Here is a 25,877-nt window from a genome sequence, read left to right on the forward strand (position 1 = left end):
CGGGCGACAACGTGACCATGGACGTCACGCTGATCGTGCCGGTGGCCATGGAGGAGAAGCTGCGCTTCGCCATCCGCGAAGGCGGACGCACCGTCGGCGCCGGCGTCGTCGCCGCCATCAACGCGTAGTCGTCAGACAGACCGGCCCGTCGTCTCTCGGGACGAAGAAGGGCCGGTCCCCGGACACAGCATCCGTCAGGGGACGATTGAGGGAAGGGCCCTCGCGCCCGCCCAACACGTTTCCGTCGAGGTTTAGGTCATGAACGGTCAAAATATCCGCATCCGCCTGAAGGCGTTCGATCATCGCATCCTGGATGCGTCCACCCGCGAGATCGTTTCCACCGCCAAGCGGACCGGCGCGACCATCCGCGGCCCGATCCCGCTGCCGACCCATATCGAGAAGTTCACGGTCAACCGCTCGCCGCACATCGACAAGAAGTCGCGCGAACAGTTCGAGATGCGCACCCACAAGCGCGTCCTCGACATCGTTGATCCGACCCCCCAGACCGTGGACGCGCTGATGAAGCTCGACCTCGCCGCTGGCGTGGACGTGGAGATCAAGCTCTAAGCCCCGCCGGGTTTAGAGCTTACCGTTTCATCGCGCGAGGGAGACACCTTATGCGCTCAGGCGTCATTGCACAGAAGGTCGGCATGACCCGGATCTTCACGGAAGCGGGGGAACACGTTCCCTGCACCGTGCTCAAGATCGAACAATGCCAGGTGGTCGCCCACCGCACCGTCGAGAAGAACGGCTACGTCGCCGTCCAGCTCGGCGTCGGCAAGGCGAAGGTCAAGAACGTGTCGGCCGCCGAGCGTGGCCGCTTCGCGGTCGCCAAGGTCGAGCCGAAGCAGAAGATCGCCGAGTTCCGCGTGTCCGAGGACGCGCTGATCCCGGTGGGCGCCGAGATCACCGCCGACCACTTCATCCCGGGCCAGTTCGTCGACGTGACGGGCACGACCACGGGTAAGGGGTTCGCTGGCGGCATCAAGCGCTGGAACTTCGGCGGTCTGCGCGCCACCCACGGCGTGTCGATCTCGCACCGTTCGATCGGTTCGACCGGCGGCCGTCAGGACCCGGGCAAGACCTTCAAGAACAAGAAGATGCCCGGTCACATGGGCGTCGACCGGGTGACCACGCAGAACCTGCGCGTCGTCCGCACGGACGTCGAGCGCGGCCTGATCCTGGTCGAGGGTGCGGTTCCCGGCGTCGCCGGCGGCTGGATCCAGATCCGGGACGCGGTGAAGCGCAAGCTGCCGGCCGAAGTTCCGCAGCCCGGCAAGTTCCGTGAGAACGGCGCGTCCGCGGCCGCGCAATCCGCCCCCGAGGCGCCCGCTGCCGAGGAGAACGCGTGATGAAGCTCGATATCACCACCCTCGACGGCGCCGGCGCCGGCTCAGTTGAGCTCAACGAGGCCATCTTCGGCCTCGAGCCCCGCGCCGACCTGCTTCAGCGCATGGTGCGCTACCAGCTCGCCAAGCGTCGCGCCGGCACCCACGCCGTGCAGAACCGCTCGGACGTGAACCGTACCCGCAAGAAGCTCTATAAGCAGAAGGGCACCGGCAACGCGCGTCACGGCGCAGCGTCGGCTCCGCAGTTCCGCGGCGGTGGCCGTGCGTTTGGCCCGGTCGTGCGCGACCACGGCCACGACCTTCCCAAGAAGGTCCGCGCCCTGGCGCTCCGCCACGCCCTTTCGGCCAAGGCCAAGACCTCGACCATCATCGTCGTGGACGACATCAAGATAGAGGACCACAAGACCAAGGGGCTCATCGAGCGCTTCGGGAAGATGGGTCTCTCGAACGCACTGATCATCGGTGGCGCGGAGGTCGACGAGAACTTCGGCCGCGCCGCCCGCAACATCCCAATGATCGACGTGCTGCCCGTGCAGGGCATCAACGTCTACGACATCCTGCGCCGCGACACGCTCGTGCTGACCCGCGCCGCGATCGACGCGCTGGAGGAGCGTTTTAAATGAGTGCCGATCCGCGCCACTACGACATCATCGTCTCCCCGGTCATCACCGAGAAGGCGACGAACCTCACCGAACAGAACAAGGTGGTCTTCCGGGTCGCCCCGAAGGCTACCAAGCCGCAGATCAAGGAAGCGGTCGAGAAGCTGTTCGACGTCAAGGTCACGGCGGTGAACACCCTCGTGACCAAGGGCAAGAAGAAGATCTTCCGCGGCATGCGCGGACAGCGTTCGGACGTGAAGAAAGCGGTCGTGACCCTCGCCGAAGGTGACACGATCGACGTCACGACCGGCCTCTGAGATAGACCGGGTAGGGATTTAAGCCGATGGCCTTGAAGACATTCAAACCGGTCACGCCGAGCCTCCGCCAGCTCGTGCTGGTCGACCGCCGTGAGCTCTACAAGGGCAAGCCGGTGAAGGCGCTGACCGAGGGCAAGTCGTCCTCGGGCGGCCGCAACAACCTCGGGCGGATCACCGTCCGCTTCCGCGGCGGCGGCCACAAGCGCTCGCTCCGCCTCGTCGACTTCAAGCGTCGGTCGCAGCCGGGCGTGTCGGCGACCGTCGAGCGGATCGAGTACGATCCGAACCGCACGGCGTTCATCGCGCTGATCAACTACCCGGACGGCAAGCAGAGCTACATCATCGCTCCGCAGCGCCTGCAGCCGGGCGACAAGGTGATCTCGGGCGAGGGCGTCGACATCAAGCCGGGCAACGCCGGGCCGATCGGCGGCATGCCGGTGGGCACGATCGTGCACAACATCGAGCTGAAGATCGGCAAGGGCGGCGCGGTCGCCCGTTCCGCCGGCAACTACGCTCAGATCGTCGGGCGCGACCAGGGCTACGTGACGCTCCGCCTGAACTCGGGAGAGCAGCGCCTGGTCCACGGCCAGTGCTACGCGACGGTGGGTGCGGTCTCGAACCCGGACCACATGAACATCTCGCTCGGCAAGGCCGGGCGCAACCGGTGGCTCGGCAAGCGTCCGCACGTCCGCGGCGTCGCCATGAACCCGGTGGACCACCCGCACGGCGGCGGCGAGGGACGCACCTCGGGCGGCCGTAACCCGGTGACGCCCTGGGGCGTGCCGACCAAGGGGAAGAAGACCCGCTCGAACAAGCGGACCGACGTCTTCATCCTGTCCAGCCGCCACAACCGCAAGAAGTAACCATCATGGCACGCTCACTCTGGAAGGGGCCGTTCGTCGACGGCTACCTCTTCAAGAAGGCCGAGGCGGCTCGCGGGTCGAGCCGGAACGAGGTCATCAAGATCTGGAGCCGTCGCTCCACCATCCTGCCGCAGTTCATCGGGCTCACCTTCGGTGTGCACAATGGACAGAAGCACATTCCGGTCTACGTTTCCGAGGAAATGGTCGGTCACAAGTTCGGCGAGTTCTCGCCGACCCGCACCTTCCACGGCCACGCGGCTGACAAGAAGGCGAAGAGGCGCTGACATGGGCAAGCAAGCCACCCCCCGCGCGCTGCCCGAGAACGAGGCCAAGGCCGTCGCACGGATGCTCCGTGTCTCGCCCCAGAAGCTCAACCTCGTCGCGCAGATGATCCGCGGCAAGAAGGTCGAGTCGGCCCTCGCCGACCTCGAGTTCTCCCGCAAGCGCATCTCGACCGAGGTCAAGAAGTGCCTCGAGAGCGCGATCGCCAACGCCGAGAACAACCACGACCTGGACGTCGACGACCTCGTCGTCACCCAGGCCTTCGTGGGCAAGGCGCTGGTCCTGAAGCGCTTCCACGCCCGCGCCCGCGGTCGCGGCGCGCGCATCCTGAAGCCTTTCTCGAACCTCACCATCGTGGTTCGCGAAGTCCGCACCGCCGAAGCGGCCTGAGGAGAATCTGATGGGTCAGAAAGTCAACCCGATCGGTCTCCGGCTCGGCATCAACCGGACCTGGGATTCCCGCTGGTTCGCCGGCAAGACAGAATACGTGAAGCTGATGCACGAGGACGTCGCGATCCGCGCCGCCCTCATGAAGCAGCTCAAGCAGGCGGCGGTCTCGAAGATCGTCATCGAGCGTCCGCACCGGAAGTGCCGCGTCACTATCCACTCGGGTCGTCCGGGCGTGGTGATCGGCAAGAAGGGCGCCGACATCGAGAAGCTGCGCAAGCTGGTCAACACCATGACCAAGGCCGACGTGACCATCAACATCGTCGAGGTGCGGAAGCCCGAGATCGACGCCGTGCTGGTGGCCGACTCGATCGCCCAGCAGCTCGAGCGCCGCGTCGCCTTCCGTCGCGCCATGAAGCGCGCCGTGCAATCCGCCATGCGCCTCGGCGCCGAGGGCATCCGGATCAACTGCTCCGGTCGTCTCGGCGGCGCCGAGATCGCCCGCCAGGAATGGTACCGCGAGGGCCGCGTGCCCCTGCACACGCTGCGCGCCGACGTCGACTACGGCACGGCGACCGCGTTCACGACCTACGGAACGTGCGGCATCAAGGTCTGGGTGTTCAAGGGCGAGATCCTCGAGCACGACCCGATGGCGCAGGATAAGAAGGCGCAGGAAGAGGGCGGCCGTTCGGGCGGTCGTCGCGAGCGCGACGGCGAGGGTGACCGCGGTCGCGGTCGCCGCGATCACGCCTAACCGCGCGATCGTCGACCCCCGAGCCAAGGAAGGTGTTGAGAGGCTGCCATGTTGCAACCCAAGAAGACCCGGTTTCGTAAGCAGTTCAAAGGTCGCATCTCCGGTGCGGCCAAGGGCGGCTTCGACCTGAATTTCGGCCAGTTCGGCCTGAAGGCGGTGGAGCCAGAGCGCATCACCGCTCGCCAGATCGAGGCGGCCCGCCGCGCGATCACCCGTGAGATGAAGCGTCAGGGCCGGGTCTGGATCCGGATCTTCCCCGACGTTCCGGTCACGTCGAAGCCGACCGAAGTCCGCATGGGCTCCGGTAAGGGCGCACCCGAGTATTGGGCCGCCCGCGTCCACCCGGGCCGCATCATGTTCGAGGTCGACGGCGTCGCCGAGGACATCGCCAAGGAGGCGCTTCGTCTGGGCGCCGCCAAGCTGCCCATCCGCACGCGCGTCGTGCAACGCATCGCCGACTAAGGGAGGCAGATCATGAAGTCGTCACAGAGACAGTCGGATCTCGCCGCCCTGTCGCCCGATCAGCTGAGCGACGAGCTCCTGAACCTCAAGAAGGAGCAGTTCAACCTGCGCTTCCAGGGGGCCACCGGCCAGCTCGAGAACGTCGCCCGCGTCCGCGAAGTCCGTCGCGACATCGCCCGCGTCCGCACCCTGCAGCGTCAGAAGACGCTGCAGGCGACGTCGGCCTGAGGAGTTTCATCATGCCGAAGCGCGTATTGCAGGGCGTCGTCGTCAGCGACAAGGGCGAGAAGACCATCGTCGTCAAGGTGGAGCGTCGCTTCACCCACCCGGTGATGAAGAAGACCGTCCGCCGCTCGAAGAACTACCACGCTCACGACGAGGCGAACGCCGCCAAGGTCGGGGCTACGGTGTTCATCGAGGAGTGCCGGCCCTTCTCGAAGACCAAGACCTGGAAGCTCGTCGAGGGCGACGCCGCCCAGGCCGAGGCTCCCTCGGCGGCCTGAGGCCACCGACCCAACACCCATCGAGCGCGTACGCGCGCCCGATGAGACCCTCCGTGCTCCTGCCCGTAGAGCTTGCACGAATCGTCGCCTTGCTGTAGGCGACCTTTCTTCGCGACAGATCAGCGGTGACCGGTTCTCCGGTTCCCCATCGACTGCGGTGACCGCGCCGGCGCTGGAAAAGCGCCGATAGCGCGGTCTGTCATATGAGCCGGGGACATCAGATCCCCATCAGGCGTCGTCCGCCGGGCAATACCGCCCGTGTGCGGAAACCCGCCTGAAACAAGGAAAGGTCACTCCTGTGATCCAGATGCAGACGAATCTGGACGTCGCCGACAACTCTGGTGCGCGTCGCGTGATGTGCATCAAGGTCCTCGGCGGGTCGAAGCGGCGCTATGCCGGCGTGGGCGACATCATCGTCGTGTCCATCAAGGAGGCGATTCCGCGCGGCCGCGTCAAGAAGGGCGACGTCATGAAGGCGGTGGTCGTGCGGACCGCCAAGGAAGTGAAGCGTCCCGACGGTTCGGTGATCCGCTTCGACAAGAACGCGGCCGTTCTGATCAACAACCAGAAGGAGCCGATCGGGACCCGCATCTTCGGGCCGGTGCCGCGCGAACTGCGCGCCCGCAACCACATGAAGATCATCTCGCTGGCTCCGGAGGTGCTGTGATGGCAGCCAAGATCAAGAAGGGCGACACGGTCGTCGTCCTCACCGGTCGCGACTCCGGTCGGTCCGGCGAGGTCATCCAGGTGATGCCGAAGGACGACAAGGCGCTCGTCCGCGGGATCAACCTGGTCAAGAAGCACCAGAAGCAGTCCCAGAGCCAGGAAGGCGGCATCATCTCCAAGGAGGCCGCGATCCAGCTCTCGAACCTCGCGTTGCAGGACGCGAACGGCAAGCCGACCCGCGTGGGTTTCCGCATCCTCGAAGACGGTCGCAAGGTCCGCTTCGCCAAGTCCACGGGGGACCAGATCGATGGCTGAGGCCAACAAGGACGCCTACGTCCCGCGCCTGCGCACCCACTACGACGAAGTCATCCGCCAGAAGCTCATTGAGCAGTTCGGCTACAAGAACCCGATGCAGGTTCCCCGGATCGACAAGATCGTCATCAACATGGGCGTCGGCGAGTCCACCGCCGACTCCAAGAAGGCCGCCGTCGCCGCCGGCGACCTGGCGTTGATCGCCGGCCAGAAGCCGGTGATCACCAAGGCCCGCAAGCCGATCGCGACCTTCAAGGTCCGCGAGGGCATGCCGATCGGCTGCAAGGTCACCCTGCGCCGCCAGAAGATGTACGAGTTCATGGACCGCTTGGTCACGATCGCGCTGCCGCGCGTCCGCGACTTCCGCGGCCTGAACCCGAAGTCCTTCGACGGCCGCGGCAACTACGCCCTCGGGCTCAAGGAGCACCTCGTGTTCCCGGAGATCTCGTACGACAAGGCCGAGCAGACCTGGGGCATGGACATCGTCGTCGCCACCACCGCCACCACCGACGAGGAGGCCCGCGCGCTGCTGGCCGCCTTCCAATTCCCGTTCCGGCAGTAGGCGTCCCTCGGGGCACCTAGACGCGGACACCGGAGGATAGACAATGGCAAAGAAGAGTTCAGTCGAACAGAACAACCACCGGAAGGAGCTGGTCAAGCGCTTCGCTGCGAGGCGCTCGGCCCTGCTCGCGACCGCCAACGACGAGTCTCTCGAGATGGAGGAGCGCTTCGAGGCGCGCCTCAAGCTCGCGGAGCTTCCCCGCAACTCGTCCCCGACCCGCGTCCGCAACCGGTGCGAGATCACCGGCCGGCCGCGTGCCTACTACCGCAAGATGGGCGTCTCGCGCATCGCACTGCGCGAGCTCGGGAACCGGGGTCTGATCCCGGGCCTCGTCAAGTCGAGCTGGTAAGGAGGCACCCATGGTCAACGATCCCGTGGGCGATATGCTCACCCGCATCCGCAACGGCCAGATGCGCCGTCGCAACGTGGTCTCGACGCCCGGCTCGCGCCTGCGCGCCAACGTCCTGAACGTGCTGAAGTCGGAAGGCTACATCCGCGACTTCGCGACCACCGACCTCGGCAACGGCCGGACGGAGTTCGCGATCGAGCTGAAGTACTATGACGGCCAGCCCGTCATCCGCTCGATCCAGCGCGTTTCGAAGCCCGGCCGCCGCGTCTACTCGGCCGTCGGCGACCTGCCGCGCGTCGCCGACGGGCTCGGCGTCACCATCGTGTCCACCCCGCAGGGCGTCATGGCCGACCACGAGGCGCGCGAGCGCAACGTCGGCGGCGAAGTGCTCTGCAAGGTGTTCTGATCCCCGGATAAGGAGAGAGGCAGATGTCTCGCGTAGGCAAGAAGCCCGTCCCCGTTCCGGCCGGCGTTACGGCGTCGGTCACGGGTCAGACGGTGAAGATGAAGGGCTCGAAGGGCGAGCTCGAGTTCGTGGTTCCCTCGCTCGTCCTGGTGGCGTTGGAGGACGGCGCCGTCACGGTGACCCCGAAGGACCAGTCCAAGGCGGCCCGTTCGCTCTGGGGCACCTCGCGGGCCCAGGTCGCGAACCTGGTCGAGGGCGTGTCCAAGGGCTTCGAAAAGAAGCTCGAGATCACCGGCGTCGGCTATCGCGCAGCGATGGCCGGCAAGGCGCTCAAGCTCTCGCTCGGGTACAGCCACGACATCGAGTACCAGATCCCGGCCGGCATCACGATCGTGACGCCCAAGCCGACGGAGATCACCATCTCCGGCATCGACCGCCAGGTCGTCGGCCAGGTCGCCGCGGAAATCCGCGACTACCGCGGCCCCGAGCCCTACAAGGGCAAGGGCGTCAAGTACGCCGGCGAGTTCATCTTCCGCAAGGAAGGCAAGAAGAAGTAAGGGGGCTGAGACATGTCACGCAAACTCGAAGCCCTCGACCGCCGCAAGGCGCGGGTGCGCCGGGCGCTCCGCGCCTCGGCCAACGGCCGGCCGCGCCTGTCGGTGTTCCGCTCGTCGAAGCAGATCTACGTCCAGGTCATCGATGATGCGGCGGGCGTGACGCTCGCTGCCGCCTCGTCGATCGACAAGGGCCTGCGCGCCGACCTGAAGACCGGCGCCGACATCGCCGCCGCGTCCGCAGTCGGCAAGCTCGTCGCCGAGCGCGCCAAGGCTGCCGGCGTCTCGAAGGTCGTGTTCGACCGCTCGGGCTACCAGTACCACGGCCGGATCAAGGCTCTGGCCGACGCCGCCCGCGAGGGTGGCCTCGACTTCTAAATCTCGGCGGTGCGGAGGCGGCTCGCCCGCCTCCGTCGATGACGAATCAAGCGAGCGGGCCCGCCGCCTGCGCCAGTGAGATGAAACGGGAACAACATGGCACGTGAACGTGAAGGCGGTGGCCGCGGCCGCCGCGACGACCGCGAGGAGCGCGACAGCGAGTTCGTGGACAAGCTCGTCCACATCAACCGCGTCGCCAAGGTGGTGAAGGGTGGCCGTCGCTTCGGCTTCGCCGCCCTCGTCGTCGTCGGCGACCAGAAGGGCCGCGTCGGCTTCGGCCACGGCAAGGCTCGCGAAGTCCCCGAGGCGATCCGCAAGGCGACGGAAGCCGCCAAGCGCGGCCTCGTCCGCATCTCGCTCCGCGAGGGCCGGACGCTGCACCACGACGTGCAGGGCCGTCACGGCGCCGGCAAGGTGATCCTCCGCGCGGCGCCCCAGGGTACCGGCATCATCGCCGGCGGCCCGATGCGCGCCGTCTTCGAGACGCTGGGCATGCAGGACGTCGTGGCCAAGAGCCTCGGCTCCTCGAACCCCTACAACCTCGTGCGCGCCACCTTCGAGGCGCTCAAGAACGAGGACAGCCCGCGCTCCGTCGCCGGTCGTCGCGGTCTCAAGGTGTCCACGCTCCAGGCGCGGCGCACCGATGCGGACCCGTCCGACCAGTCCGAAGCCGCAGTCGCGTAAGGGGAGGGCAGCATGGCTAGCAAGACTGTCCGCGTCGAGCAGATCGGTTCGCCGATCCGCCGCGAGGCCTCCCAGCGTCAGACGCTGGTGGGCCTGAAGCTGAACAAGCTTCACCGTGTCTCCGAGCTCGAAGACACCCCCGCCGTTCGCGGCATGATCCGAAAGGTCGCGCATCTCGTGCGCGTCCTCGACGACGCGGCTTGAGGAGGGCGCGATGAAGCTCAACGAAATCCGCGACAACGAAGGCGCAACCAAGAACCGGATGCGCGTCGGCCGGGGCATCGGCTCCGGCAAGGGCAAGACCGCAGGGCGCGGCGTGAAGGGTCAGAAGGCCCGGACCGGCGTGGCCATCAAGGGCTTCGAGGGCGGCCAGATGCCGCTTCACCGTCGCCTGCCGAAGCGCGGCTTCAACAACCTGTACTCGACCGACCTCAACGAGGTGAACGTCGGCCGCGTCCAGCAGGCGATCGACGCCGGCCGTCTCGACGGCGCCGCGACCGTGACGGTCGAGGCCTTGGTCCAGGCCGGGATCATCGCCCGTCCCCGTGACGGCGTGAAGCTGCTCGGTGTCGGCGAGCTCACCGCGAAGGTCGCCTTCGAGGTGACCCGGGCGTCGAAGTCGGCGGTCGAAGCGGTCGAGAAGGCCGGCGGCAGCGTCGTCGTCGCCTACGGCGCCGGCGTCTCGGTCCGCGGCAAGGGCGGCAAGGACTTGGGCGGCAAGGGCGAGGCGACCGCCTGAGCGCGGTTGCCTCTCCGTCACCGACCCCTTAAGTCGAAGCCTCGAGCGGCGGCCCATGCGACCTCGCATGCGGCCGCCGCTCCCGTTTTCAGGGATGCCCCGCGGCACCCTCGTGACCCATCATCAGGACACAGGCCATGGCCTCAGCCGCCGAGCAGCTCGCCGCGAACCTCAATTTCGGTGCCATCGCCAAGGCCGATGAGCTCAAGAAGCGCATCTGGTTCACCTTGGGTGCGCTCGTGGTGTTCCGGCTCGGGACCTACATCCCGATCCCCGGCATCGATCCGGAGCAGTTCGCGCGGAACTTCCAGAGCCAAGCCGGCGGCGTGCTCGGGCTGTTCAACATGTTCTCCGGCGGTGCCGTGGAGCGCATGGCGATCTTCGCGCTCAACATCATGCCCTACATCTCGGCTTCGATCATCATCCAGCTCCTCACCTCGGTGATCCCGAGCCTCGAGACGCTGAAGAAGGAGGGCGAGTCAGGCCGGAAGGTCATCAACCAGTACACCCGCTACCTCACCGTAGTGCTGGCGCTGGTCCAGTCCTGGGGCATCGCCGTGGGGCTACAGAGTTCGAGCGCCGCGATCGATCCCGGCCCGTTCTTCCTCGCCTCCACCGTGATCACGCTGACCGGCGGCACGCTGTTTCTGATGTGGATCGGCGAGCAGATCACCTCGCGCGGCATCGGCAACGGCTCGTCGCTGATCATCTTCGCCGGCATCGTGGCCCACCTGCCGACCGCCATCATCGGCGCGCTCGAGCTGTCGCGCACCGGCGCGCTGTCCTCCGCGGTGATCCTCGGCGTCGGCGTCGCCGCGATCGGCCTCGTTTACTTCATCGTGTTCATGGAGCGCGCCCAGCGCCGCCTTCTGATCAACTACCCGAAGCGCCAGGTCGGCAACCGGATGTACGAGGGCCAGACCTCGTTCCTGCCGCTGAAGCTCAACACCTCGGGCGTGATCCCGCCGATCTTCGCCTCGTCGCTGCTGCTGCTGCCGGCTACCGTGGCGAGCTTCTCGGCCAACCAGGGCACGGGCTTCCTCTCGACGGTGACGACCTATCTCGGCCACGGCCGGCCGCTCTACATGGCGCTCTACGCGGCGTTGATCATCTTCTTCGCGTTCTTCTACACCGCGGTCGTGTTCAACCCGCAGGAGACCGCGGACAACCTGAAGAAGCATGGCGGCTTCATCCCGGGCATCCGCCCGGGCGAGCGCACCGCCGCCTTCATCGACAAGGTTCTGACGCGCATCACCCTGATCGGCGCCCTCTACCTCACCTTCGTCTGCCTGGTGCCGGAGATCATCGCCTCCTACGCCTCGGCGAGCCTCGGCTTCGGCGGCACGTCGCTGCTCATCGTCGTCTCGGTGACGATGGACACGGTGGCCCAGATCCACGGGCACCTGATGGCGCACCAGTACGAGGGCCTCGTAAAGAAGGCCAAGCTGCGCGGCGCTTCGACGACCCAGCGGCGGCGCTGAGCGGCCGCGTTCGGCGACACGAGAGACACAATCGCCGGAATGACGGGCGGACGGCGATTTGTCGCTCGCCCGCTCGGTGGAAGCCGCTACAAGACGACCCCGACGCGGAACGATGTCGCCAAGGCATCGCCGCACGGCACGGAGCCCTGAGAGACGGGCAGGGACGAGGACAACGCCAATGCGGATCATTCTGCTCGGACCACCCGGCGCGGGGAAGGGGACACAGTCCGAGCGGATCGTCGCACGGTTCGGCATCCCGCAGCTCTCCACCGGCGACATGCTGCGGGCCGCGGTCGCGGCCGGCACCCCGGTCGGCCTTCAGGCGAAGGCGGTGATGGAGAGCGGCGGGCTCGTGTCCGATGCGATCGTCGTCGGAATCGTCGCGGACCGGATCGAAGAGCCTGACGCGCGCGGCGGCTTCATCCTCGACGGGTTCCCCCGCACCGTCGAGCAGGCCAAGGCCCTCGACGTGATGCTGAAGGAAAAGGGCCTGCGGCTCTCGACCGTGATCGAGTTCAAGGTCGACGAGGCGGCCCTGGTCGGCCGCATCGCCAAGCGCGCCGAGGAGACGGCGGCCCGCGGGCAGCCGGTGCGCAAGGACGATACGCCGGAGGTGTTCGCTTCTCGGCTGGAAGCCTACCGCATCCAGACCGCGCCGCTCTCGGCCTATTACGAGCGTGCCGGGATGCTCGAGACGGTGGACGGCATGGCACCGATCGGGTCGGTGACGGAATCGTTGATGACGATCCTCGAATCGCGTCGGGAAGGCGTAACCTCCTGACGTTCTCACCTCCAGGGCCCGCGACCATGATCTCTCATTCGGCCCGGGCGTTCCTCGCCGCTCTGACGTTGACGGTGGGTCTCGCGCCGGTGACGGCGTTCGCCGGCCCGGCGCAGTCGTACCAATACGAGCGGCGCACGACGGGCCGGATGTGCCGGCCGCCGTTGAAGTTCGCGGCCGGAGCCTGCGTTCGGCGCTGCCCGGCGGGCTTTCGCGACAACGGCGGCTATTGCCGCCAGCTCAGCCAGCGCTTCTGACGTCGCCGCCGGGACACCGAAGCCCGGCGCCTGGGCACCGGTCCGATCGGCGCTTCTTATCGTCCCTGCCGTTGACATCGGGATCGGCCCGCGCTAGCAGGCCGGTCTTCGTCTGCACAGCCGTTGGTCCGAGGTGCCCTTTAAGGGGCGGCCGCGGGCCGATTTGTCGTTGACGGGCGTGCAAGGGCCGGCCTCCACCGGACGTGCGCTTTCTCGATCACACGGCCCGGGCCGACGCCCGCGTGCCACATGGAGCATGACCTTGGCCCGTATCGCCGGCGTTAACATCCCGACCAACAAGCGCGTCGTCATCGCGCTCCAGTACATCCACGGCATCGGCGCGAAGAAGGCCGAGGAGATCACGGGGAAGGTCGGCATCCCGGCCGAGCGCCGCGTGAACCAGCTCACCGACGCCGAGGTGCTGCAGATCCGCGAGACGATCGACCGCGACTACCTCGTCGAGGGCGACCTTCGCCGCGACGTGTCGATGAACATCAAGCGCCTGATGGACCTCGGCTGCTACCGCGGCCTGCGCCACCGCCGCAACCTGCCGGTCCGCGGCCAGCGCACGCACACCAACGCGCGCACCCGCAAGGGCAAGTCGAAGCCGATCGCCGGCAAGAAGAAGTAAGTTTTCGACATTCGGAGGCAGCGTGCCGCGCTGCCCCCGTTTCATCGTGCCGCGCGTCCCCGATCGGAGGCCGGCGTGACGGGTCGGTGCTCCGCAGGCGCCCCGGCTGAACTCCGAAACATCCCGAGCACCTGGAATTACGGGTGCGCTTGAAGGACGAGAGACACAGATGGCCAAGGAACCGACCCGCGTCCGCCGGCGCGAACGCAAGAACATCGTCTCGGGCGTGGCGCACGTCGCCGCCTCGTTCAACAACACGATGATCACCATCACCGACGCGCAGGGCAACACGATCTCGTGGTCCTCCTCGGGCGCCATGGGCTTCAAGGGCTCGCGGAAGTCGACTCCCTACGCCGCGCAGGTCGCCGCCGAGGACGCCGCCCGCAAGGCCGCCGAGCACGGCATGCGCACCCTCGAGGTCGAGGTTTCCGGCCCCGGTTCGGGCCGCGAGTCGGCGCTCCGCGCCCTTCAGGCCGCGGGCTTCACCGTTACCTCGATCCGCGACGTCACCTCGATCCCGCACAACGGTTGCCGTCCGCGCAAGCGTCGGCGCGTCTGAGGAGGCCGGAGACACACGTGGCGAATTCGAAGATCCTTCCGGGCGTCAAGCGCTGGGGCGTCGGCGACCTCACGGTCACCGTGCTCAACGACGGGTGGTTCCAGGGGTCCCTCGATCTCGTCACAGGTATCTCGAAGGACGAGGCCGGCGCGCTACAGCGGGCCGGCTTCCGCACCGACGCGCCGCGGGTGACGCTCAACGCGTTCCTCGTCACCGGCCCCGGCCGCAAGCCGGTGATGATCGACACGGGCTACGGTGCGTTCGGTCCGCCGACCATGGGCCGCGTGTCCGAGGCGCTCGCCGTCGCCGGCGTGAGCCCCGACGCGATCGAGACGATCCTCGTCACGCATTGTCATCCCGACCACGTCGGCGGCCTGCTCGCCGACGGGAAGGCCGCCTATCCGAACGCGGAGATCGTGCTGCATTCGGACGAGGCGAAGCACTGGCTCCCCGACGCGGCGCTCGCCGCCGCGCCGGACGGGGCCAAGCCGTATTTCGAGAACGCGCGCAAGGCCCTGGCACCCTATGCCGGCCGGATGCGCGAGCAGTCCGGCGGCGAGGTGCTGCCGGGGATCATGGCTGTCCACCTGCCCGGCCATACGCCGGGCCATTGCGGCTTCCGGATCGTTTCGGGGGACAAGTCGCTGCTGGTGTTCACGGATGTGGTGCACCTGCCCGCGATCCAGTTCAAGCAACCGGAGGCGGGTGTCGGCTTCGATGTCGACGGCGACCAGGCGCGGGCGACGCGCAAGGCGATCCTCGCGGATCTCGCGGCCGACGGCACCCGCATCGCCGGCTCGCATCTCGAATTCCCGGCCGTCGGCTTCGTGACGCGGGACGGGGACGGATACCGGTTCGTGCCGGAGCTCTGGGTCGCCGACGAGGCGTAGGCCCGGAGCCATCATTTTAGGGACCGACCGGGGCTGGGGGCAGCACCGTTCGGCCGAAGCGCGGACCCGGACGTCGCGGGCTCGTGCGTCAGGAGAGGTAGGATCGTGGTCATTCAGAAGAACTGGCAAGAGCTGATCAAGCCCAACAAGCTGCAGGTCTCGACCGGCGACGACCCGAAGCGGGTCGCCACCGTCGTCGCCGAGCCGTTGGAGCGCGGCTTCGGCACGACGCTCGGCAACTCCCTGCGCCGGGTGCTGCTATCGTCCCTCCAGGGCGCGGCCGTGACCTCGGTCCAGATCGACGGCGTGCTGCACGAGTTCTCCTCGATCCCGGGCGTCCGCGAGGACGTCACGGATATCGTCCTGAACATCAAGACGATCGCCATCCGTTCGCAGACCGACGCCCCGAAGCGCATGACCCTGCGCAAGACCGGTCCCGGCCTCGTCACCGCCGGCGACATCGGCACGGTCGGCGACATCCAGATCCTGAACCCCGACCTCGTGATCTGCACGCTCGACGACGGCGCCGAGATCCGGATGGAGTTCACCGTCGCCACCGGGAAGGGCTACGTTCCGGCCGAGCAGAACCGCCCCGAAGACGCGCCGATCGGCCTGATCCCGGTGGACGCGCTGTTCTCGCCGGTGACCAAGGTCAGCTACCGCATCGAGACCACCCGCGAGGGCCAGGATCTCGACAAGGACAAGCTGACGATGACGGTCGAGACCAACGGCGCGGTGTCGCCGGAGGATGCGCTCGCCTACGCCGCGCGCATCATCCAGGACCAGCTCCAGGTGTTCGTGAACTTCGAGGATCCCCGCAAGGAGGAGGCCGCCCCGCTCGCGCCGCAGCTGCCCTTCAACCCGGCTTTGCTCAAGAAGGTCGACGAGCTCGAGCTCTCGGTCCGTTCGGCGAACTGCCTGAAGAACGACAACATCGTCTACATCGGCGACCTCATCCAGAAGTCGGAGGGCGAGATGCTGCGCACCCCGAACTTCGGCCGCAAGTCGCTCAACGAGATCAAGGAAGTGCTCGCCGGCATGGGCCTGCACCTCGGGATGGACATCCCCGGCTGGCCGCCGGAGAACATCGAGGATCTCGCCAAGCGCTTCGAAGAGCACTACTGAACCGAAGCCGGTTCGGTCCTGACCCGGCGGCGCGTCGCCACCGGGTCAGGACCGTCGAAAAAAAGAATCCCGCCGCGGGGTCATGCGGACCAACGAAGACGCCCCGCTCACGGGGCATCCGGCCGTACCGTGGCACGGCGGCCGGACACATAAAGAAGGGCCAAGCACATGCGTCACGGATTTCGCGGTCGTCGTTTCAACCGCACCACCGAGCACCGCAAGGCGATGTTCGCCAACATGTCCGCCGCGCTGATCAAGCACGAGCAGATCATCACCACGCTCCCGAAGGCCAAGGACCTACGTCCGGTCATCGAGAAGCTGATTTCGCTCGGCCGCATCGACAGCGTCCACACCCGCCGTCTGGCGATGTCGCAGATCCGCGACCACGACATGGTGAAGAAGCTCTTCACGGTGCTGGGTCCGCGCTACACCGCCCGTCCAGGCGGCTACTGCCGCATCATGAAGGCTGGCTTCCGCAAGGGCGACAACGCCCCGCTCGCCGTGATCGAGTTCGTCGATCGCGACGTGACGGCCCGCGGCAAGGATTCCGGCCCTGTGCTGGGTGGCGAGAGCGAAGCGGCCTGATCGGCGGCATCGCAGTCAAGATCGATCGAAAGGCGGCCTTAGGGCCGCCTTTTTCGTTTGGCGCCCGGCGTTCCGCTCAAGCGCCGTGGCTTCCGTCGAGCAGGGACGAGACGCGGCGGGCGAGCTCGGCCGACTGGAACGGCTTCGTCAGCACCGGCAGGTCGTGCGGGATCTCGACGGCCTCGGCATGCCCGGTCACGATCAGCACCGGCACCTCGGACCAGCGGCTGCGGACTTCCGCGGCGAGCTCGACGCCGGTCATGCCGGGCATCGCCAGGTCTGCGACGACGAGGTCGAAGCGGCGCTGCTCCATCAGTGCGAGCGCGGCCGCCCCGTCCGCGGCCTCGATCTCGTCGTAGCCGAAGCCGTTGAGGAACGACGCCGTGACGTGGCGGACCTCGGCGTCGTCGTCCACCACCAGGATCGCGGCCGCGCGGGCGGCGACCGGCGCGCTCGCGGTGTCGGCTTCCTCGGCCGCCACGAAAGCCGAGGCCTCCGGCAGGGCGAGGTCGACGCGGGTCCCGTGCCCGACGCGGCTCTCGATCCGCAGGCGGCCGTGCGATTGCTGGGCGAGGCCGAACACCATCGCGAGGCCGAGGCCGGTGCCCTGGCCGACGGCCTTGGTGGTGAAGAACGGCTCGCAGACCCGCGCCAGGATCTCGGGCGGTATGCCCTCGCCGGAATCGCTGACCGACACGCCGACATAGGCGCCGCGGCTGAGGTCCGGGTCGTCCTCGATCGTCAGGGCCTCGGTCTCGACGACGATGGTGCCGCCCTCGCGCATGGCGTCGCGGGCGTTGATGCAGAGGTTCAGGATCGCGAGTTCGAGCTGGTCCGGGTCGACCTGGGCGGGGCCGAGGTCGGCACCGAGACGGGTCTCGACCGCGACGAGGCCGCCGAGGCTGCGCGAGAGCAGTGCCGACATGCCCTCGACCAGGGCGTTCACGTCGGTGGGCCGGGCGCGCAGGTCGTTGGCGCGGCTGAAGCTCAGCAGGCGCTTGGTCAGCGAGGCACCGCGCTCCGCCGCACCCCGGGCGTTCTCGATCAGGCGCAGCACGCGCGGCTGCTCCTGGACCTTGGGGGCTGCGAGCTCGAGGCTGCCGAGGATCGCGGTCAGCAGGTTGTTGAAGTCGTGCGCGATGCCGCCGGCCAGGGTCCCGAGCGCCTGCATCTTGTCCGACTGGCGCAGGCGCGCCTCGAACCCCTTCTGCTCGGTGATGTCCCGCTCGATGGTGGCAAGATGCGCGACCCCGCCGGCCGGCCCGCGGATCGGCACGCGGACCACGTGGCTCCAACGTTCGGCGCCGAGCGGCCCTTCCGCCGACACCACGTCGCCGACCTCGCCCGAGCGGATCGCGGCGGCGTCGGCCTCGGCGCTCTCGTCGGCGCGGGCGACGGCCAGCTCGGCCTCGCTCCGGCCGAGGCAGGTCGCCACGTCGAGGCCGAGGAGCGCGGCCTTCCGCGCGTTGAGGCGCAGGAAGCGCCCCTCCGCGTCCTTGAACGAGATCGCGTCGTCGGAATGGTCGAGGAGGCCGCGCAGCAGGGCCCGCTCGGTGGCGAGCTCGCGCCCGAGGGCATGCCGCTCGAAGGCGTTGCGCACGGTGCCGCGCAGCAGGTCCGCGTCCCAGGGCTTGGCGACGTAGCCGCTGATGCCGCCCCGGTTCAGCGCGCCGATCACGGCGGAGATGTCGGCGTATCCGGTGAGTAGGATCGCCTGGGCCTCGTGGAAGCCGCGCATCTCGGAGAGCATCGCGTCGCCGGCCATGCCCGGCATGCGCTGGTCGGAAAGGACGACGGCGATGTCGGGGTCGTCGCGCAGGATGGCGAGGGCGTCCGCGGGCTTCGTCGTGGTGATGACGCGGTAGGTGTCCTCGAACAGGTCCTCGAGGGCGATCAGGATGTCCGGCTCGTCGTCGACGGCCAGGATCGTGCCTCTGGTCATACGGTCGCCGTCTGCCTCGGAATCCCGATCACGAAGCAGGCCCCGCCTCCGGGAGCCGTCTCCACCGTGAGCGAGCCGCTATGCGCCTGAACCACGCTGTAGGCAATCGCGAGGCCGAGGCCCGTGCCGGCTCCGACCGGCTTCGTCGTGAAGAACGGCTCGAAGATCTTTTCGCGCAGGTCCTCGGGTATCCCCGGGCCGGTGTCGCTGATCCGGATCAGGTCGGTCTCTGGGGTTGTCTCGGTGACGACGTGGATCTGCCCGCCCTCGGGCATCGCGTCGGCGGCGTTGCCGAGGATGTTCATCACCACCTGGTTGAGCAGCGCCGGGGTGCAGTGGATCTCGGGCCGGCCCGAGAAGGTGCGTTCGACGGTGATGCGCCCGCCGAGCTTGTGCTGGATCAGCGCGAGCACGGTCTCGATCGCCTCGGGCACGTTGACCAGCGAGCGCTCGCCCTCGTCGAGCCGCGAGAACTTGCGCAGGTTCAGGACGAGATCCTGGATGCGGGTAAGGCCCATGCGCATCGCGCCGACGCGGTCGCGCGCCTTGGCGAGCCCCTTCTGCGCCGCAGGGTCGGTCTCGGGCATCGGCAACGCGGCGAGCACCCGCTCGACGGTGCCCTGATGCGCGAGGATGAAGGCCAGCGGATTGTTGATCTCGTGGGCGATGCCGGCGACGAGCTCGCCGAGCGAGGCCATCTTGGCGGCCTGGACGAGTTTGGCCTGGGCGTCGGTGAGCTTGCGGTTGGCGAGCGCAAGGTCGGCGTTGGCGCGCTCCAGCGCGTCGGCCAGCCGCGCGCGGGCCTCGGCTGCTTCGGCTTCCGCGCGCGCCCGCTCAACCGCCTGCTGCCTTGCGCCGAACTCGCCGGCGATGCGGCGGTCGTCCTCCTCCAGGAAGCGGCGGCGCACCAGCCCGCGCACCCGCAGCGCCAGGACCTCGGCGTCGGATTTCGAGACCACGTCGTCCGCGCCGGCCGCGTAGGCCTGGACGAGGAAGTCCTTGGGCGGGTTGCTGCCGGCGATCCCGACGAGATGGAAGCCGGCACCCGCGACCCGGGCGCCGCGACGCTGGTCGATCGTGCGGCACAGGGCGAGGCCGTCGAAGGTCGGCCCGAGCAGGTCGACGGTGACGCAGTCGAAGGCCGTCGCCTCGCCCTCGGAGTCGAGGGCGGCGAGCGCCTCCTCCGCCCCCGCGCCGACGGTGACCGCGTGTCCGTCCTGGCTGAGCAGGCCGGCCAGGAAGGTGCGGTAGGTGGCGCTGCCGTCGATCACCAGCACGCGGCCGCGCCGGAAGGCCGCCGCCGACGGCGTCTCCCCGGCGCCGGGCGCCACGCTGCCCAGCCGCTCGCGCAACAGGGCACGGATGCGCAGGATCAGCAGGTCGCGGTCGCCGGATTTGGCGACGTAGGCGTCGGCGCCGCTCTCCAGGCCCTGCCGCTCGCCGTCGCGGGCGCCGGTGAGCATCAGCAGGGGGAGGGCGCGGGTGCGCAGCGACAGCCGGAGCTGGCGCGTCAGCTCGTCGCCGTTCATGCCGGGCAAGTGGTAGTCGGCGACGACGAGGTCGGGCAGGCCGTGGTTGAGGTGGTCCAGTGCCGCCTCCGCGGTGGCACAGCGCTCGACCCGGAAGCCATGGCTCTCCAGCAGCAGGCGCAGCTCCAGCGCCTGCGTCTCCGAATCCTCCACCAGGAGGATGCGGGCGGGCTCCGTCGCGGTGGCGGCATCGGCGTTCATGCCGGCCGGTCCGGCCAGGCGCCGGGCGAGGTGGCGGGCATGGCAGTAGGCATGGCGAGCCGCAAGAGGTGGGCGGAGATGCGGTCGAGTGGCAGGACCGCGCGGGCCGCCTTGAGGCGCACGGCCGCCGCCGGCATGCCGTAGACTACGGCGGTGCTCTCGTGCTCGGCCACCGTCTGCGCGCCGACGGCGTGCATGTCGAGGAGGCCGAGCGCCCCGTCCTCGCCCATGCCGGTGAGCAGCACGCCGAGCCCCGAGGCGCCGGCCTGACGCGCGACGGAGCGGAACAGCACGGTCGCCGCCGGACGCTGGCCCGAGACCGGCAGGCTGTCGAGGAGGCGCAAGGTCCGGCCGGGCCCGTATTCGAGGTGCCGGTCGCCCGGCGCGACGTAGACCCGGCCGGGCTCGGCCCGCTCGCCGTCGCGGGCGACCGAGACGGGCATCGGAACGACGCCGTCGAGCCAGCTTGCGAACCCGTCCATGAAGGCCGCACCCATGTGCTGGACGACCAACACCGGCAGCGGGAACGTCTCGGGCAGGGCGCCGATCACCCGGGCGAGGGCCGGCGGGCCGCCGGTCGAGGCGGCGATCGCCAGCACCGTCGGCGGCAGGGACGCCGCGGACGCGAGTATCGCCGTCGCCGGGCTGCGCCCGAGCCATTCGGTGCCGATCGGGCGGCGGCGGATCACCGGGACCTGCGCCATGATGCGCAGTTGCGTGCAGATCTCGCCGGCCACCGCGTCATAGCCGGCATGGGTCGTCGCCACCGGCTTCTCGACCACCGAGAGCGCGCCGGCCCGCAGGGCGTTCATCGAGATGCGCAGCGAGGAATCCTCGACCGCGTCGGCGATCACCACGATCGGCGTCGGGTGCTCGGACATGATGCGACGGGTGGTCTCCAGCCCGTCGATGCCGGGCAGCCGGATGTCCATCGAGATCACGTCGGGCCGGACGCTGTCGATCGCGGACAGGGCCTCCTCCCCCGACGCGACGGCGGCGACGCAGGCCAGGCGCGGATCGCGCGAGAGGATGTGGCGCAGCAGCTCGCGCACCACCAAGCTGTCCTCGACGAGCATGACGCGGACCGGATCGCTCACAGCAGCTGCCCGATCGTGTCGAGGAGCTGGCGCTGGTCGAACTTCTGCTTGGTCAGGTAGGCGTCGGCGCCGAGATCGAGGCCTCGGGCGACGTCAGCCGCGTCGCCGCGCGAGGTCATCAGCACCACCGGCAGGCGTGCGAACCGGCTCTCGGCACGGATCGCGCCGAGCAGGCCGAAGCCGTCGAGCCGCGGCATCTCCACGTCGGCGAGCACGAGGTCGAAGACCTCGATGTCGGCGTGCAGGCGGTCGAGGGCGTCCTGCCCGTCGACGCACACGACCACGCGATAGCCGGCGGCTTCCAAGATGCCCTTCTCCAAGGTGCGGGTGGTGATCGAGTCATCGACGACGAGAATGGTCGCGCGGTGTTTCGAACGTGGCGCCTCCCCCAACGTTCCGCCGGGTCCTGCGGCGGAGTCGACCGGCGACGCCACCGCGCCGACGAGGCCCGCCCGGACGGCGAGCCCGTCGGGATCGAGCACCAGGGCCGGCACGTCGCCGGGCAGCACGACGGTGCCGGCGACGAGGCCGGAATCACCGCCGACCGGCGGGGCCGGCAGCACGAGGAGCGTGCGTACGTCGCGGAGCGCGTCGACGGACAGCGCGAACCGGCGCCCGCCGGCCCGCACCAGGATCGCGGTGAGGTGCGGGCTCGCGGACGCGCCGCCGCCGAGGATCTCACCCAGCGCGACGATCGGGAAGGTCTCCTCGGTACCGGAGGGGTTCGGGACCCGCAGCACCGGGCGGCCCATCGCCCGGGGCAGGGTGGACTGGTGGAGTCGCAGCAGGCGCTCCACCGCGGCTCCGGGCAGCGCATAGGTCGCCCCGCCCGCCTCGACGAGGAGCATCGCGCGGCGTGCCGCCGAGAGCGGTGCGGCGATCGTGAGGACGCTGCCCCAGGGCTCGCGGGCTTCGAGCCGGACGACGCCCTGCAGCGCGCGGGCGGCGTCGGCGACCACCGAGAGGCCGAAGCCGCGACCGGACAGGGCGTCCACCGCGCCGGCGGTCGAGAAGCCCGGCTCGAACACCAGGGCCAGGAGCGTCTGCGCGTCGGCCGGGTCCTCGGGCCGGAGCAGGCCGCGGCGGCGCGCCGTCGCCTCGATCGCGGCGAGGTCGGGACCCGGCCCGTCGTCGGCCACAGACACGACGAGGCGGCCGCCGCGGATCGCGACCTCGAACAGGATCGCGGCCGCGTCGGGCTTGCCCGCCGCCCGCCGGACCGCGAGCGGTTCCGCGCCGTGGCTCAGGGCGTTGCGCAGGGCGTGCAGCACCGGATCCTTGAGGGCCTGCAGCATGCCGCGGTCGACGGGAAGGTCGAGGCCGCGGACAGTGAGGTCGATCTCGCGGCCCTGCTCGCGGGCGGTCTCGCGCAGCGAGCGCGGGAAGCTGCCGAACACCGTCTCGGCCGGCACCAGGGCGAGGCGCTCGGCCTGCAGCCCGACGCGGGCGGCCGCGCCCTCGACGGAGCCGGTGGCCGCCGCCTGCCGGCGCGACAGGTCGGCGGCGTCCCGCGCCAGCACGGCGAGGCTCGCCTCGACCGCGCGCATCTCGGTGCGGACGGCCTCCACCGCGAGGGCGACGGCGTCGTCGGCCCCGGTCTCCTGCCGCGCGAGCCGGACGAGGCCGGCCACGGCGCCGCGGGCGAACGACGCCTCGGCCTGCCGCCGCAGGTCCTCGGACAGGCGGGCGAGCCGGACGAGCCCGTCCGAGATCGCGGCGCCGGCACTGAGGGTGGTCGCGAGCTCGTGGTTCGCGCGGGTCAGCGCCTCGACCGCGTCGGCCGGAACGCGCAGCAGCGCCGACCCGGCTTCGGGCGACGGCTCGACGGCGGGCGGTGGGGAGACAGGGGGCGAGGCCGGAGCCACGGCCGGGGCAGGAGCCGCCTCGATCGTCGGCACCGGTGCGGGCTGATCCGGCGGTTCCGCCTCGGCCGTCGGGGTTTCGGCGTCGTTCGCCGGCCGGGCTCCCTCCAGGCAGCGGTCGAGGGCTGCGATGGCGTCGTCCGGCATCGCGAGATCCGGGTCGGCCTTCATCCCGGCGACGTATTCTTCGATCCGGTCGAGCGCGAGGTGGGTCGCGTTGCGGGCCTCGCGATCGAGGGGGGCGCCGGCCGACACCTGCTCGAACAGGCTTTCGAGCCGGTGCGCCACCGCCTCGACCGGCGGCAGGTCGACGGCCCGGGACGCCCCCTTGAGGCTGTGCGCCCGGCGGAAGATGTCGTTCCAGTCGGGCGCACGGCCGGTGCCCTCGGCCCCCAGGGCCGCGCGGATCGCGTCGATGTGCTCGCGGTGCTCGACCTCGAAGGCCGCGAGCAGAAGCTGGCGGATGTCGATCACGGCGCCCTGCGGCCGATCAATGCCGGTAGCGCTCGGCGAGCGCCATCAGCGCGCCGGCCAGCTCCGTGAGGTTGGCCGAGGCGGCCTCGACCTCGCGGGTGCCGGCGGCCGTCTGCTGGCTCGCCTGCCGGATGTTCTGGAGCGCGCCCATCACCTGCTCGATGCCGAGCTGCTGCTGGTTGGTGGAGGCCACGATCTGCTGGAAGGTCTGGACGTTCTCCTCGACGCGCGCCGTGATCTCCTCGATCGTCCGCTGTGTCGTGTCGGAGCGCGACTTGCCGGTGGCGGCGCGCTTCACCGCCTCCTCGGTCAGCATCACCGAGGTGTTGATGCCGCGCTGGATCTCCGAGAGGATGCCGCGCACCTGGGTGGTCGCCGCCTTGGCCTGGTCGGCCAGCAGCTTCATCTCCGAGGCCACCACCGCGAAGCTGCGCCCACTCTCGCCGGCCGCCGCCGCCTCGATCGCGGCGTTGAGCGCCAGCAGGTGGGTGCGCTCCGAGATGTCGTTGACCGTCTCGATGATGTCGCCGATCGTCTGGGTCTTCTCCGACAGGGCTACGATGTTGCCGGCCACCGCCTCCGCCTGCTCGCGGATCGCGTCCATGGCCTTGGCGGTGTCGGCCACCGCCCGCAGGCCCTGGCGTGAGGTCTGGGCGGTGGCCTGCGCGGTGGCGATCACCTCGCCGGCCCGCTTCGTGATCTGCGCACCCGAATGGGTGATCTCGTCCACCGTCGCCGCCGTCTCCTGCACCGCGGCGAACTGCTCCTCGACGGAGGCCGCCTGCTCCTGCGCCGAGGCGCGGATCTCGGCTGCGGCGGCGTTCAGGTCCGAGGTCGCGGCGCGGTTGGTGCGGGAGAGGTCGGCCAGGCCCGCCACCATGCCGTTCAGCGCACGGCCGAGGCGGCTGATCTCGTCGCCGCCGCGCACCGTCAGCGTCTGGGACAGGTCGCCGCCGCCGACCTTCTCGGCGAAGGCCATCACGCCTTCGAGCGGGCGCACCACCGCGCGGCTGATCAGGATGGTGACGAGGATGGCCAGCATGACGCTGGCGAGCAGCGTCAGCAGGATCGAGAGCCGCGAGCGCTCGTGGATGTCGCCGATCCCGCGCTGGCCGACGCTGATGCTGTCGTCGACGGCGACGCGGGTGCGCTCGACGGCGACGATGGTCGCCTCGTAGGCGCGGTTGATCTCGGCGTTGCGGCCCTCGACGCTGGCGACGTCGCCGGCGAGCGCCGCCACGAGCTGCGCCTCGCTGGCGTCCCGGTACGGGCGATAGATCTCGACGGCCTGGCGCAGGACGGCGTGGAGGCGGTCCCAGGCCGCCGTCCGGTCCACCGAGAGGGCGCGGTTGCGATAGGTGTCGGCCTCGCGGATCAGGTCGGCGAAGAGGCCTTCGGTCGAGGCGGCCGTGCGGCGCCAGGCGGCGAGGACGTCCTCCTCGCCCATGGGCCGGCCCTGCGCCTTCATCAGCGTGGCGATCACCGCGTTGCGGCGCATCACGCCGAGGTCGCGCGTCTGGTTGCCCAGGATGTCGAGCTGGCGCAAAACCGCGAGGTCGCGGGCGACGATGGTGTCGGTGGCGTCGCGGACCGACCCGATCTGGCCGATGGCGTAGAGGCCGAGGGCGACCAGCACCACCGTGACGGCGGCGAAGCCGAGGAGGATCCGTTTTCCGATGGAGATCGACAAGGCGGCTGATGCTCCGGGTCAGGCGGCGGCGTCGTGGATCGCGCGCGTCTCGCGTCTCAAGGCAGGGTGCGCCGCAGCAGTTGCGGCAGGTCGATGACGACGAAGTCGCCGAGGCCGGACGGGCCGGGATCGGCCGGGGCATAGCGCGAAACCGCATCGCTGCCGAATCCGCCCTCCGCACCCTCGGCGTCGCCTGCGACCTCGGCGAGATGGGCGAGCCCGAGCACGCGGTCGACGGCGAGCGCGGTCGGCGTCCCGCCGGCGCGAAGGACGACGAGGTGGCCGCCGGCGGCAACGTCCGCTCCCGGCCGTCCGAGGGCGCGGGCGAGGCCGACGACGCTGACGATCCGGCCGGACAGGGCGACGAGGCCGAGGATCGCGGGGGTGGCGCCCGGCACCGGCGTGCACGGCCGCGCCGCGAGCACGCGCGCGACCCCGGCCAGCGGCAGGCCGAAACGCTCCGTCCCGCAGGCGCAGACGAGGTAGGCCGTGCTCGGGGCCGCCGCGCGCGCCGTCGCCCCGCGCCGCGCGAGGGCGGCCGTACGTTCCGCGCGCAGCGCCGCCGTGCGGGACGGCCGGTCGGCTGGTTTCATCTGGCGATCCGCCG

35 protein-coding genes and 1 pseudogene are annotated in these 25,877 nt (G+C 69.6%); 30 read left to right on the forward strand and 6 right to left on the reverse strand.

The genetic code is table 11. The annotated features are described in order from the left end of the window. The 30 genes and pseudogenes from tuf to rplQ all read left to right on the forward strand — a co-directional run. Positions 1-128 (forward strand): annotated as a pseudogene (tuf, locus tag FV226_RS16595) (elongation factor Tu); the annotation flags it as partial. A gap of 130 nt (positions 129-258) precedes the next feature. Continuing rightward, positions 259-567 carry a 30S ribosomal protein S10 gene (gene rpsJ, locus FV226_RS16600; RefSeq protein ID WP_018044230.1) on the forward strand — a complete coding sequence of 103 codons (309 nt, stop codon included), beginning with the start codon at positions 259-261 and terminating at the stop codon, positions 565-567. A 50-nt stretch (positions 568-617) separates the two neighbouring features. Continuing rightward, the gene (gene rplC / locus FV226_RS16605; RefSeq protein WP_147763773.1) at positions 618-1,352 is read left to right on the forward strand and encodes a 50S ribosomal protein L3; all 735 of its coding nucleotides are present in this window, start codon (positions 618-620) and stop codon (positions 1,350-1,352) included. Next, positions 1,352-1,972, forward strand: a complete 621-nt coding sequence (gene rplD / locus FV226_RS16610; protein WP_147763774.1) for a 50S ribosomal protein L4 — start codon at positions 1,352-1,354, stop codon at positions 1,970-1,972. The genes rplC and rplD overlap by 1 nt, the downstream gene beginning before the upstream one ends. Further along, positions 1,969-2,265 (forward strand): 50S ribosomal protein L23, encoded by a 297-nt coding sequence (locus FV226_RS16615; RefSeq protein WP_147725865.1) that lies wholly within the window; start codon positions 1,969-1,971, stop codon positions 2,263-2,265. Before rplD ends, FV226_RS16615 begins: the two co-directional genes overlap by 4 nt. Positions 2,266-2,291: 26 nt before the next feature. Further along, entirely contained in the window at positions 2,292-3,128 is an 837-nt protein-coding gene (rplB, locus tag FV226_RS16620) for a 50S ribosomal protein L2 (RefSeq protein ID WP_147752906.1), read from the forward strand. A 5-nt stretch (positions 3,129-3,133) separates the two neighbouring features. Beyond that, entirely contained in the window at positions 3,134-3,412 is a 279-nt protein-coding gene (gene rpsS, locus FV226_RS16625) for a 30S ribosomal protein S19 (protein ID WP_147725863.1), read from the forward strand. A gap of 1 nt (position 3,413) precedes the next feature. After that, entirely contained in the window at positions 3,414-3,800 is a 387-nt protein-coding gene (rplV, locus tag FV226_RS16630; RefSeq protein ID WP_147725862.1) for a 50S ribosomal protein L22, read from the forward strand. A gap of 10 nt (positions 3,801-3,810) precedes the next feature. Next, the gene (gene rpsC / locus FV226_RS16635; protein WP_147725861.1) at positions 3,811-4,551 is read left to right on the forward strand and encodes a 30S ribosomal protein S3; all 741 of its coding nucleotides are present in this window, start codon (positions 3,811-3,813) and stop codon (positions 4,549-4,551) included. 48 nt (positions 4,552-4,599) lie between these two features. Beyond that, entirely contained in the window at positions 4,600-5,013 is a 414-nt protein-coding gene (gene rplP, locus FV226_RS16640) for a 50S ribosomal protein L16 (RefSeq protein WP_147725860.1), read from the forward strand. A gap of 12 nt (positions 5,014-5,025) precedes the next feature. Continuing rightward, the gene (rpmC, locus tag FV226_RS16645) at positions 5,026-5,241 is read left to right on the forward strand and encodes a 50S ribosomal protein L29 (RefSeq protein ID WP_147725859.1); all 216 of its coding nucleotides are present in this window, start codon (positions 5,026-5,028) and stop codon (positions 5,239-5,241) included. Positions 5,242-5,252: 11 nt separating this feature from the next. Continuing rightward, on the forward strand, positions 5,253-5,516 hold the full coding sequence (rpsQ, locus tag FV226_RS16650; RefSeq protein ID WP_147763775.1) for a 30S ribosomal protein S17: 264 nt from the start codon (positions 5,253-5,255) through the stop codon (positions 5,514-5,516). Between the two features lie 298 nt (positions 5,517-5,814). Then, entirely contained in the window at positions 5,815-6,183 is a 369-nt protein-coding gene (gene rplN / locus FV226_RS16655) for a 50S ribosomal protein L14 (protein WP_147725857.1), read from the forward strand. Continuing rightward, positions 6,183-6,497, forward strand: a complete 315-nt coding sequence (gene rplX, locus FV226_RS16660; protein ID WP_147752904.1) for a 50S ribosomal protein L24 — start codon at positions 6,183-6,185, stop codon at positions 6,495-6,497. Before rplN ends, rplX begins: the two co-directional genes overlap by 1 nt. Then, positions 6,490-7,056: a 50S ribosomal protein L5 gene (gene rplE / locus FV226_RS16665; protein WP_147752903.1), complete on the forward strand. Its 567-nt coding sequence runs from the start codon at positions 6,490-6,492 to the stop codon at positions 7,054-7,056. Before rplX ends, rplE begins: the two co-directional genes overlap by 8 nt. A gap of 43 nt (positions 7,057-7,099) precedes the next feature. Further along, positions 7,100-7,405: a 30S ribosomal protein S14 gene (gene rpsN, locus FV226_RS16670; RefSeq protein WP_147763776.1), complete on the forward strand. Its 306-nt coding sequence runs from the start codon at positions 7,100-7,102 to the stop codon at positions 7,403-7,405. Between the two features lie 10 nt (positions 7,406-7,415). Further along, positions 7,416-7,811: a 30S ribosomal protein S8 gene (rpsH, locus tag FV226_RS16675; protein ID WP_147752901.1), complete on the forward strand. Its 396-nt coding sequence runs from the start codon at positions 7,416-7,418 to the stop codon at positions 7,809-7,811. Between the two features lie 23 nt (positions 7,812-7,834). After that, a complete protein-coding gene (rplF, locus tag FV226_RS16680) occupies positions 7,835-8,368 on the forward strand; it encodes a 50S ribosomal protein L6 (RefSeq protein ID WP_147752900.1) in 534 nt (177 codons plus the stop codon). A 12-nt stretch (positions 8,369-8,380) separates the two neighbouring features. After that, positions 8,381-8,743, forward strand: a complete 363-nt coding sequence (gene rplR / locus FV226_RS16685) for a 50S ribosomal protein L18 (RefSeq protein ID WP_147752899.1) — start codon at positions 8,381-8,383, stop codon at positions 8,741-8,743. Positions 8,744-8,839: 96 nt separating this feature from the next. Continuing rightward, positions 8,840-9,427 (forward strand): 30S ribosomal protein S5, encoded by a 588-nt coding sequence (gene rpsE, locus FV226_RS16690; protein ID WP_147752898.1) that lies wholly within the window; start codon positions 8,840-8,842, stop codon positions 9,425-9,427. A gap of 12 nt (positions 9,428-9,439) precedes the next feature. Next, positions 9,440-9,631: a 50S ribosomal protein L30 gene (gene rpmD / locus FV226_RS16695; RefSeq protein ID WP_147725849.1), complete on the forward strand. Its 192-nt coding sequence runs from the start codon at positions 9,440-9,442 to the stop codon at positions 9,629-9,631. A 10-nt stretch (positions 9,632-9,641) separates the two neighbouring features. Beyond that, on the forward strand, positions 9,642-10,166 hold the full coding sequence (gene rplO / locus FV226_RS16700) for a 50S ribosomal protein L15 (protein ID WP_147752897.1): 525 nt from the start codon (positions 9,642-9,644) through the stop codon (positions 10,164-10,166). A gap of 137 nt (positions 10,167-10,303) precedes the next feature. After that, complete coding sequence (secY, locus tag FV226_RS16705) at positions 10,304-11,647, forward strand: preprotein translocase subunit SecY (protein ID WP_147752896.1); 1,344 nt, start codon at positions 10,304-10,306, stop codon at positions 11,645-11,647. A gap of 178 nt (positions 11,648-11,825) precedes the next feature. Beyond that, entirely contained in the window at positions 11,826-12,428 is a 603-nt protein-coding gene (locus FV226_RS16710) for an adenylate kinase (RefSeq protein WP_147763777.1), read from the forward strand. A 26-nt stretch (positions 12,429-12,454) separates the two neighbouring features. Beyond that, on the forward strand, positions 12,455-12,685 hold the full coding sequence (locus FV226_RS16715) for a hypothetical protein (RefSeq protein ID WP_147763778.1): 231 nt from the start codon (positions 12,455-12,457) through the stop codon (positions 12,683-12,685). A 262-nt stretch (positions 12,686-12,947) separates the two neighbouring features. Beyond that, positions 12,948-13,316, forward strand: coding sequence for a 30S ribosomal protein S13 (rpsM, locus tag FV226_RS16720; RefSeq protein WP_147752893.1), 369 nt, complete (start codon positions 12,948-12,950; stop codon positions 13,314-13,316). Between the two features lie 169 nt (positions 13,317-13,485). Continuing rightward, positions 13,486-13,875, forward strand: a complete 390-nt coding sequence (gene rpsK / locus FV226_RS16725; protein ID WP_147725843.1) for a 30S ribosomal protein S11 — start codon at positions 13,486-13,488, stop codon at positions 13,873-13,875. A gap of 17 nt (positions 13,876-13,892) precedes the next feature. After that, positions 13,893-14,765, forward strand: coding sequence for an MBL fold metallo-hydrolase (locus tag FV226_RS16730; protein WP_147763779.1), 873 nt, complete (start codon positions 13,893-13,895; stop codon positions 14,763-14,765). A gap of 105 nt (positions 14,766-14,870) precedes the next feature. Beyond that, complete coding sequence (locus tag FV226_RS16735) at positions 14,871-15,890, forward strand: DNA-directed RNA polymerase subunit alpha (protein WP_147752891.1); 1,020 nt, start codon at positions 14,871-14,873, stop codon at positions 15,888-15,890. Between the two features lie 168 nt (positions 15,891-16,058). Beyond that, positions 16,059-16,475 (forward strand): 50S ribosomal protein L17, encoded by a 417-nt coding sequence (gene rplQ / locus FV226_RS16740; RefSeq protein ID WP_147752890.1) that lies wholly within the window; start codon positions 16,059-16,061, stop codon positions 16,473-16,475. Positions 16,476-16,551: 76 nt separating this feature from the next. On the opposite strand, the gene FV226_RS16745 is transcribed toward rplQ, so the two are convergent. The 6 genes from FV226_RS16745 to FV226_RS16770 are packed head-to-tail and all read right to left on the reverse strand — an operon-like array spanning position 16,552 to position 25,863. After that, entirely contained in the window at positions 16,552-18,417 is a 1,866-nt protein-coding gene (locus tag FV226_RS16745; RefSeq protein ID WP_147763780.1) for a response regulator, read from the reverse strand. Further along, positions 18,414-20,147, reverse strand: a complete 1,734-nt coding sequence (locus FV226_RS16750) for a response regulator (protein ID WP_147763781.1) — start codon at positions 20,145-20,147, stop codon at positions 18,414-18,416. Before FV226_RS16750 ends, FV226_RS16745 begins: the two co-directional genes overlap by 4 nt. After that, positions 20,144-21,223 carry a chemotaxis-specific protein-glutamate methyltransferase CheB gene (gene cheB, locus FV226_RS16755; protein ID WP_147763795.1) on the reverse strand — a complete coding sequence of 360 codons (1,080 nt, stop codon included), beginning with the start codon at positions 21,221-21,223 and terminating at the stop codon, positions 20,144-20,146. Before cheB ends, FV226_RS16750 begins: the two co-directional genes overlap by 4 nt. A gap of 17 nt (positions 21,224-21,240) precedes the next feature. Continuing rightward, positions 21,241-23,577, reverse strand: coding sequence for a response regulator (locus FV226_RS16760; protein WP_147763796.1), 2,337 nt, complete (start codon positions 23,575-23,577; stop codon positions 21,241-21,243). 19 nt (positions 23,578-23,596) lie between these two features. Then, positions 23,597-25,270 (reverse strand): methyl-accepting chemotaxis protein, encoded by a 1,674-nt coding sequence (locus FV226_RS16765; RefSeq protein WP_147763782.1) that lies wholly within the window; start codon positions 25,268-25,270, stop codon positions 23,597-23,599. 56 nt (positions 25,271-25,326) lie between these two features. Continuing rightward, positions 25,327-25,863, reverse strand: coding sequence for a chemotaxis protein CheW (locus FV226_RS16770; RefSeq protein ID WP_147763783.1), 537 nt, complete (start codon positions 25,861-25,863; stop codon positions 25,327-25,329). Positions 25,864-25,877 lie beyond the last annotated feature (14 nt).

This window comes from Methylobacterium sp. WL12 (assembly GCF_008039475.1).
Lineage (GTDB): Bacteria > Pseudomonadota > Alphaproteobacteria > Rhizobiales > Beijerinckiaceae > Methylobacterium > Methylobacterium cerastii.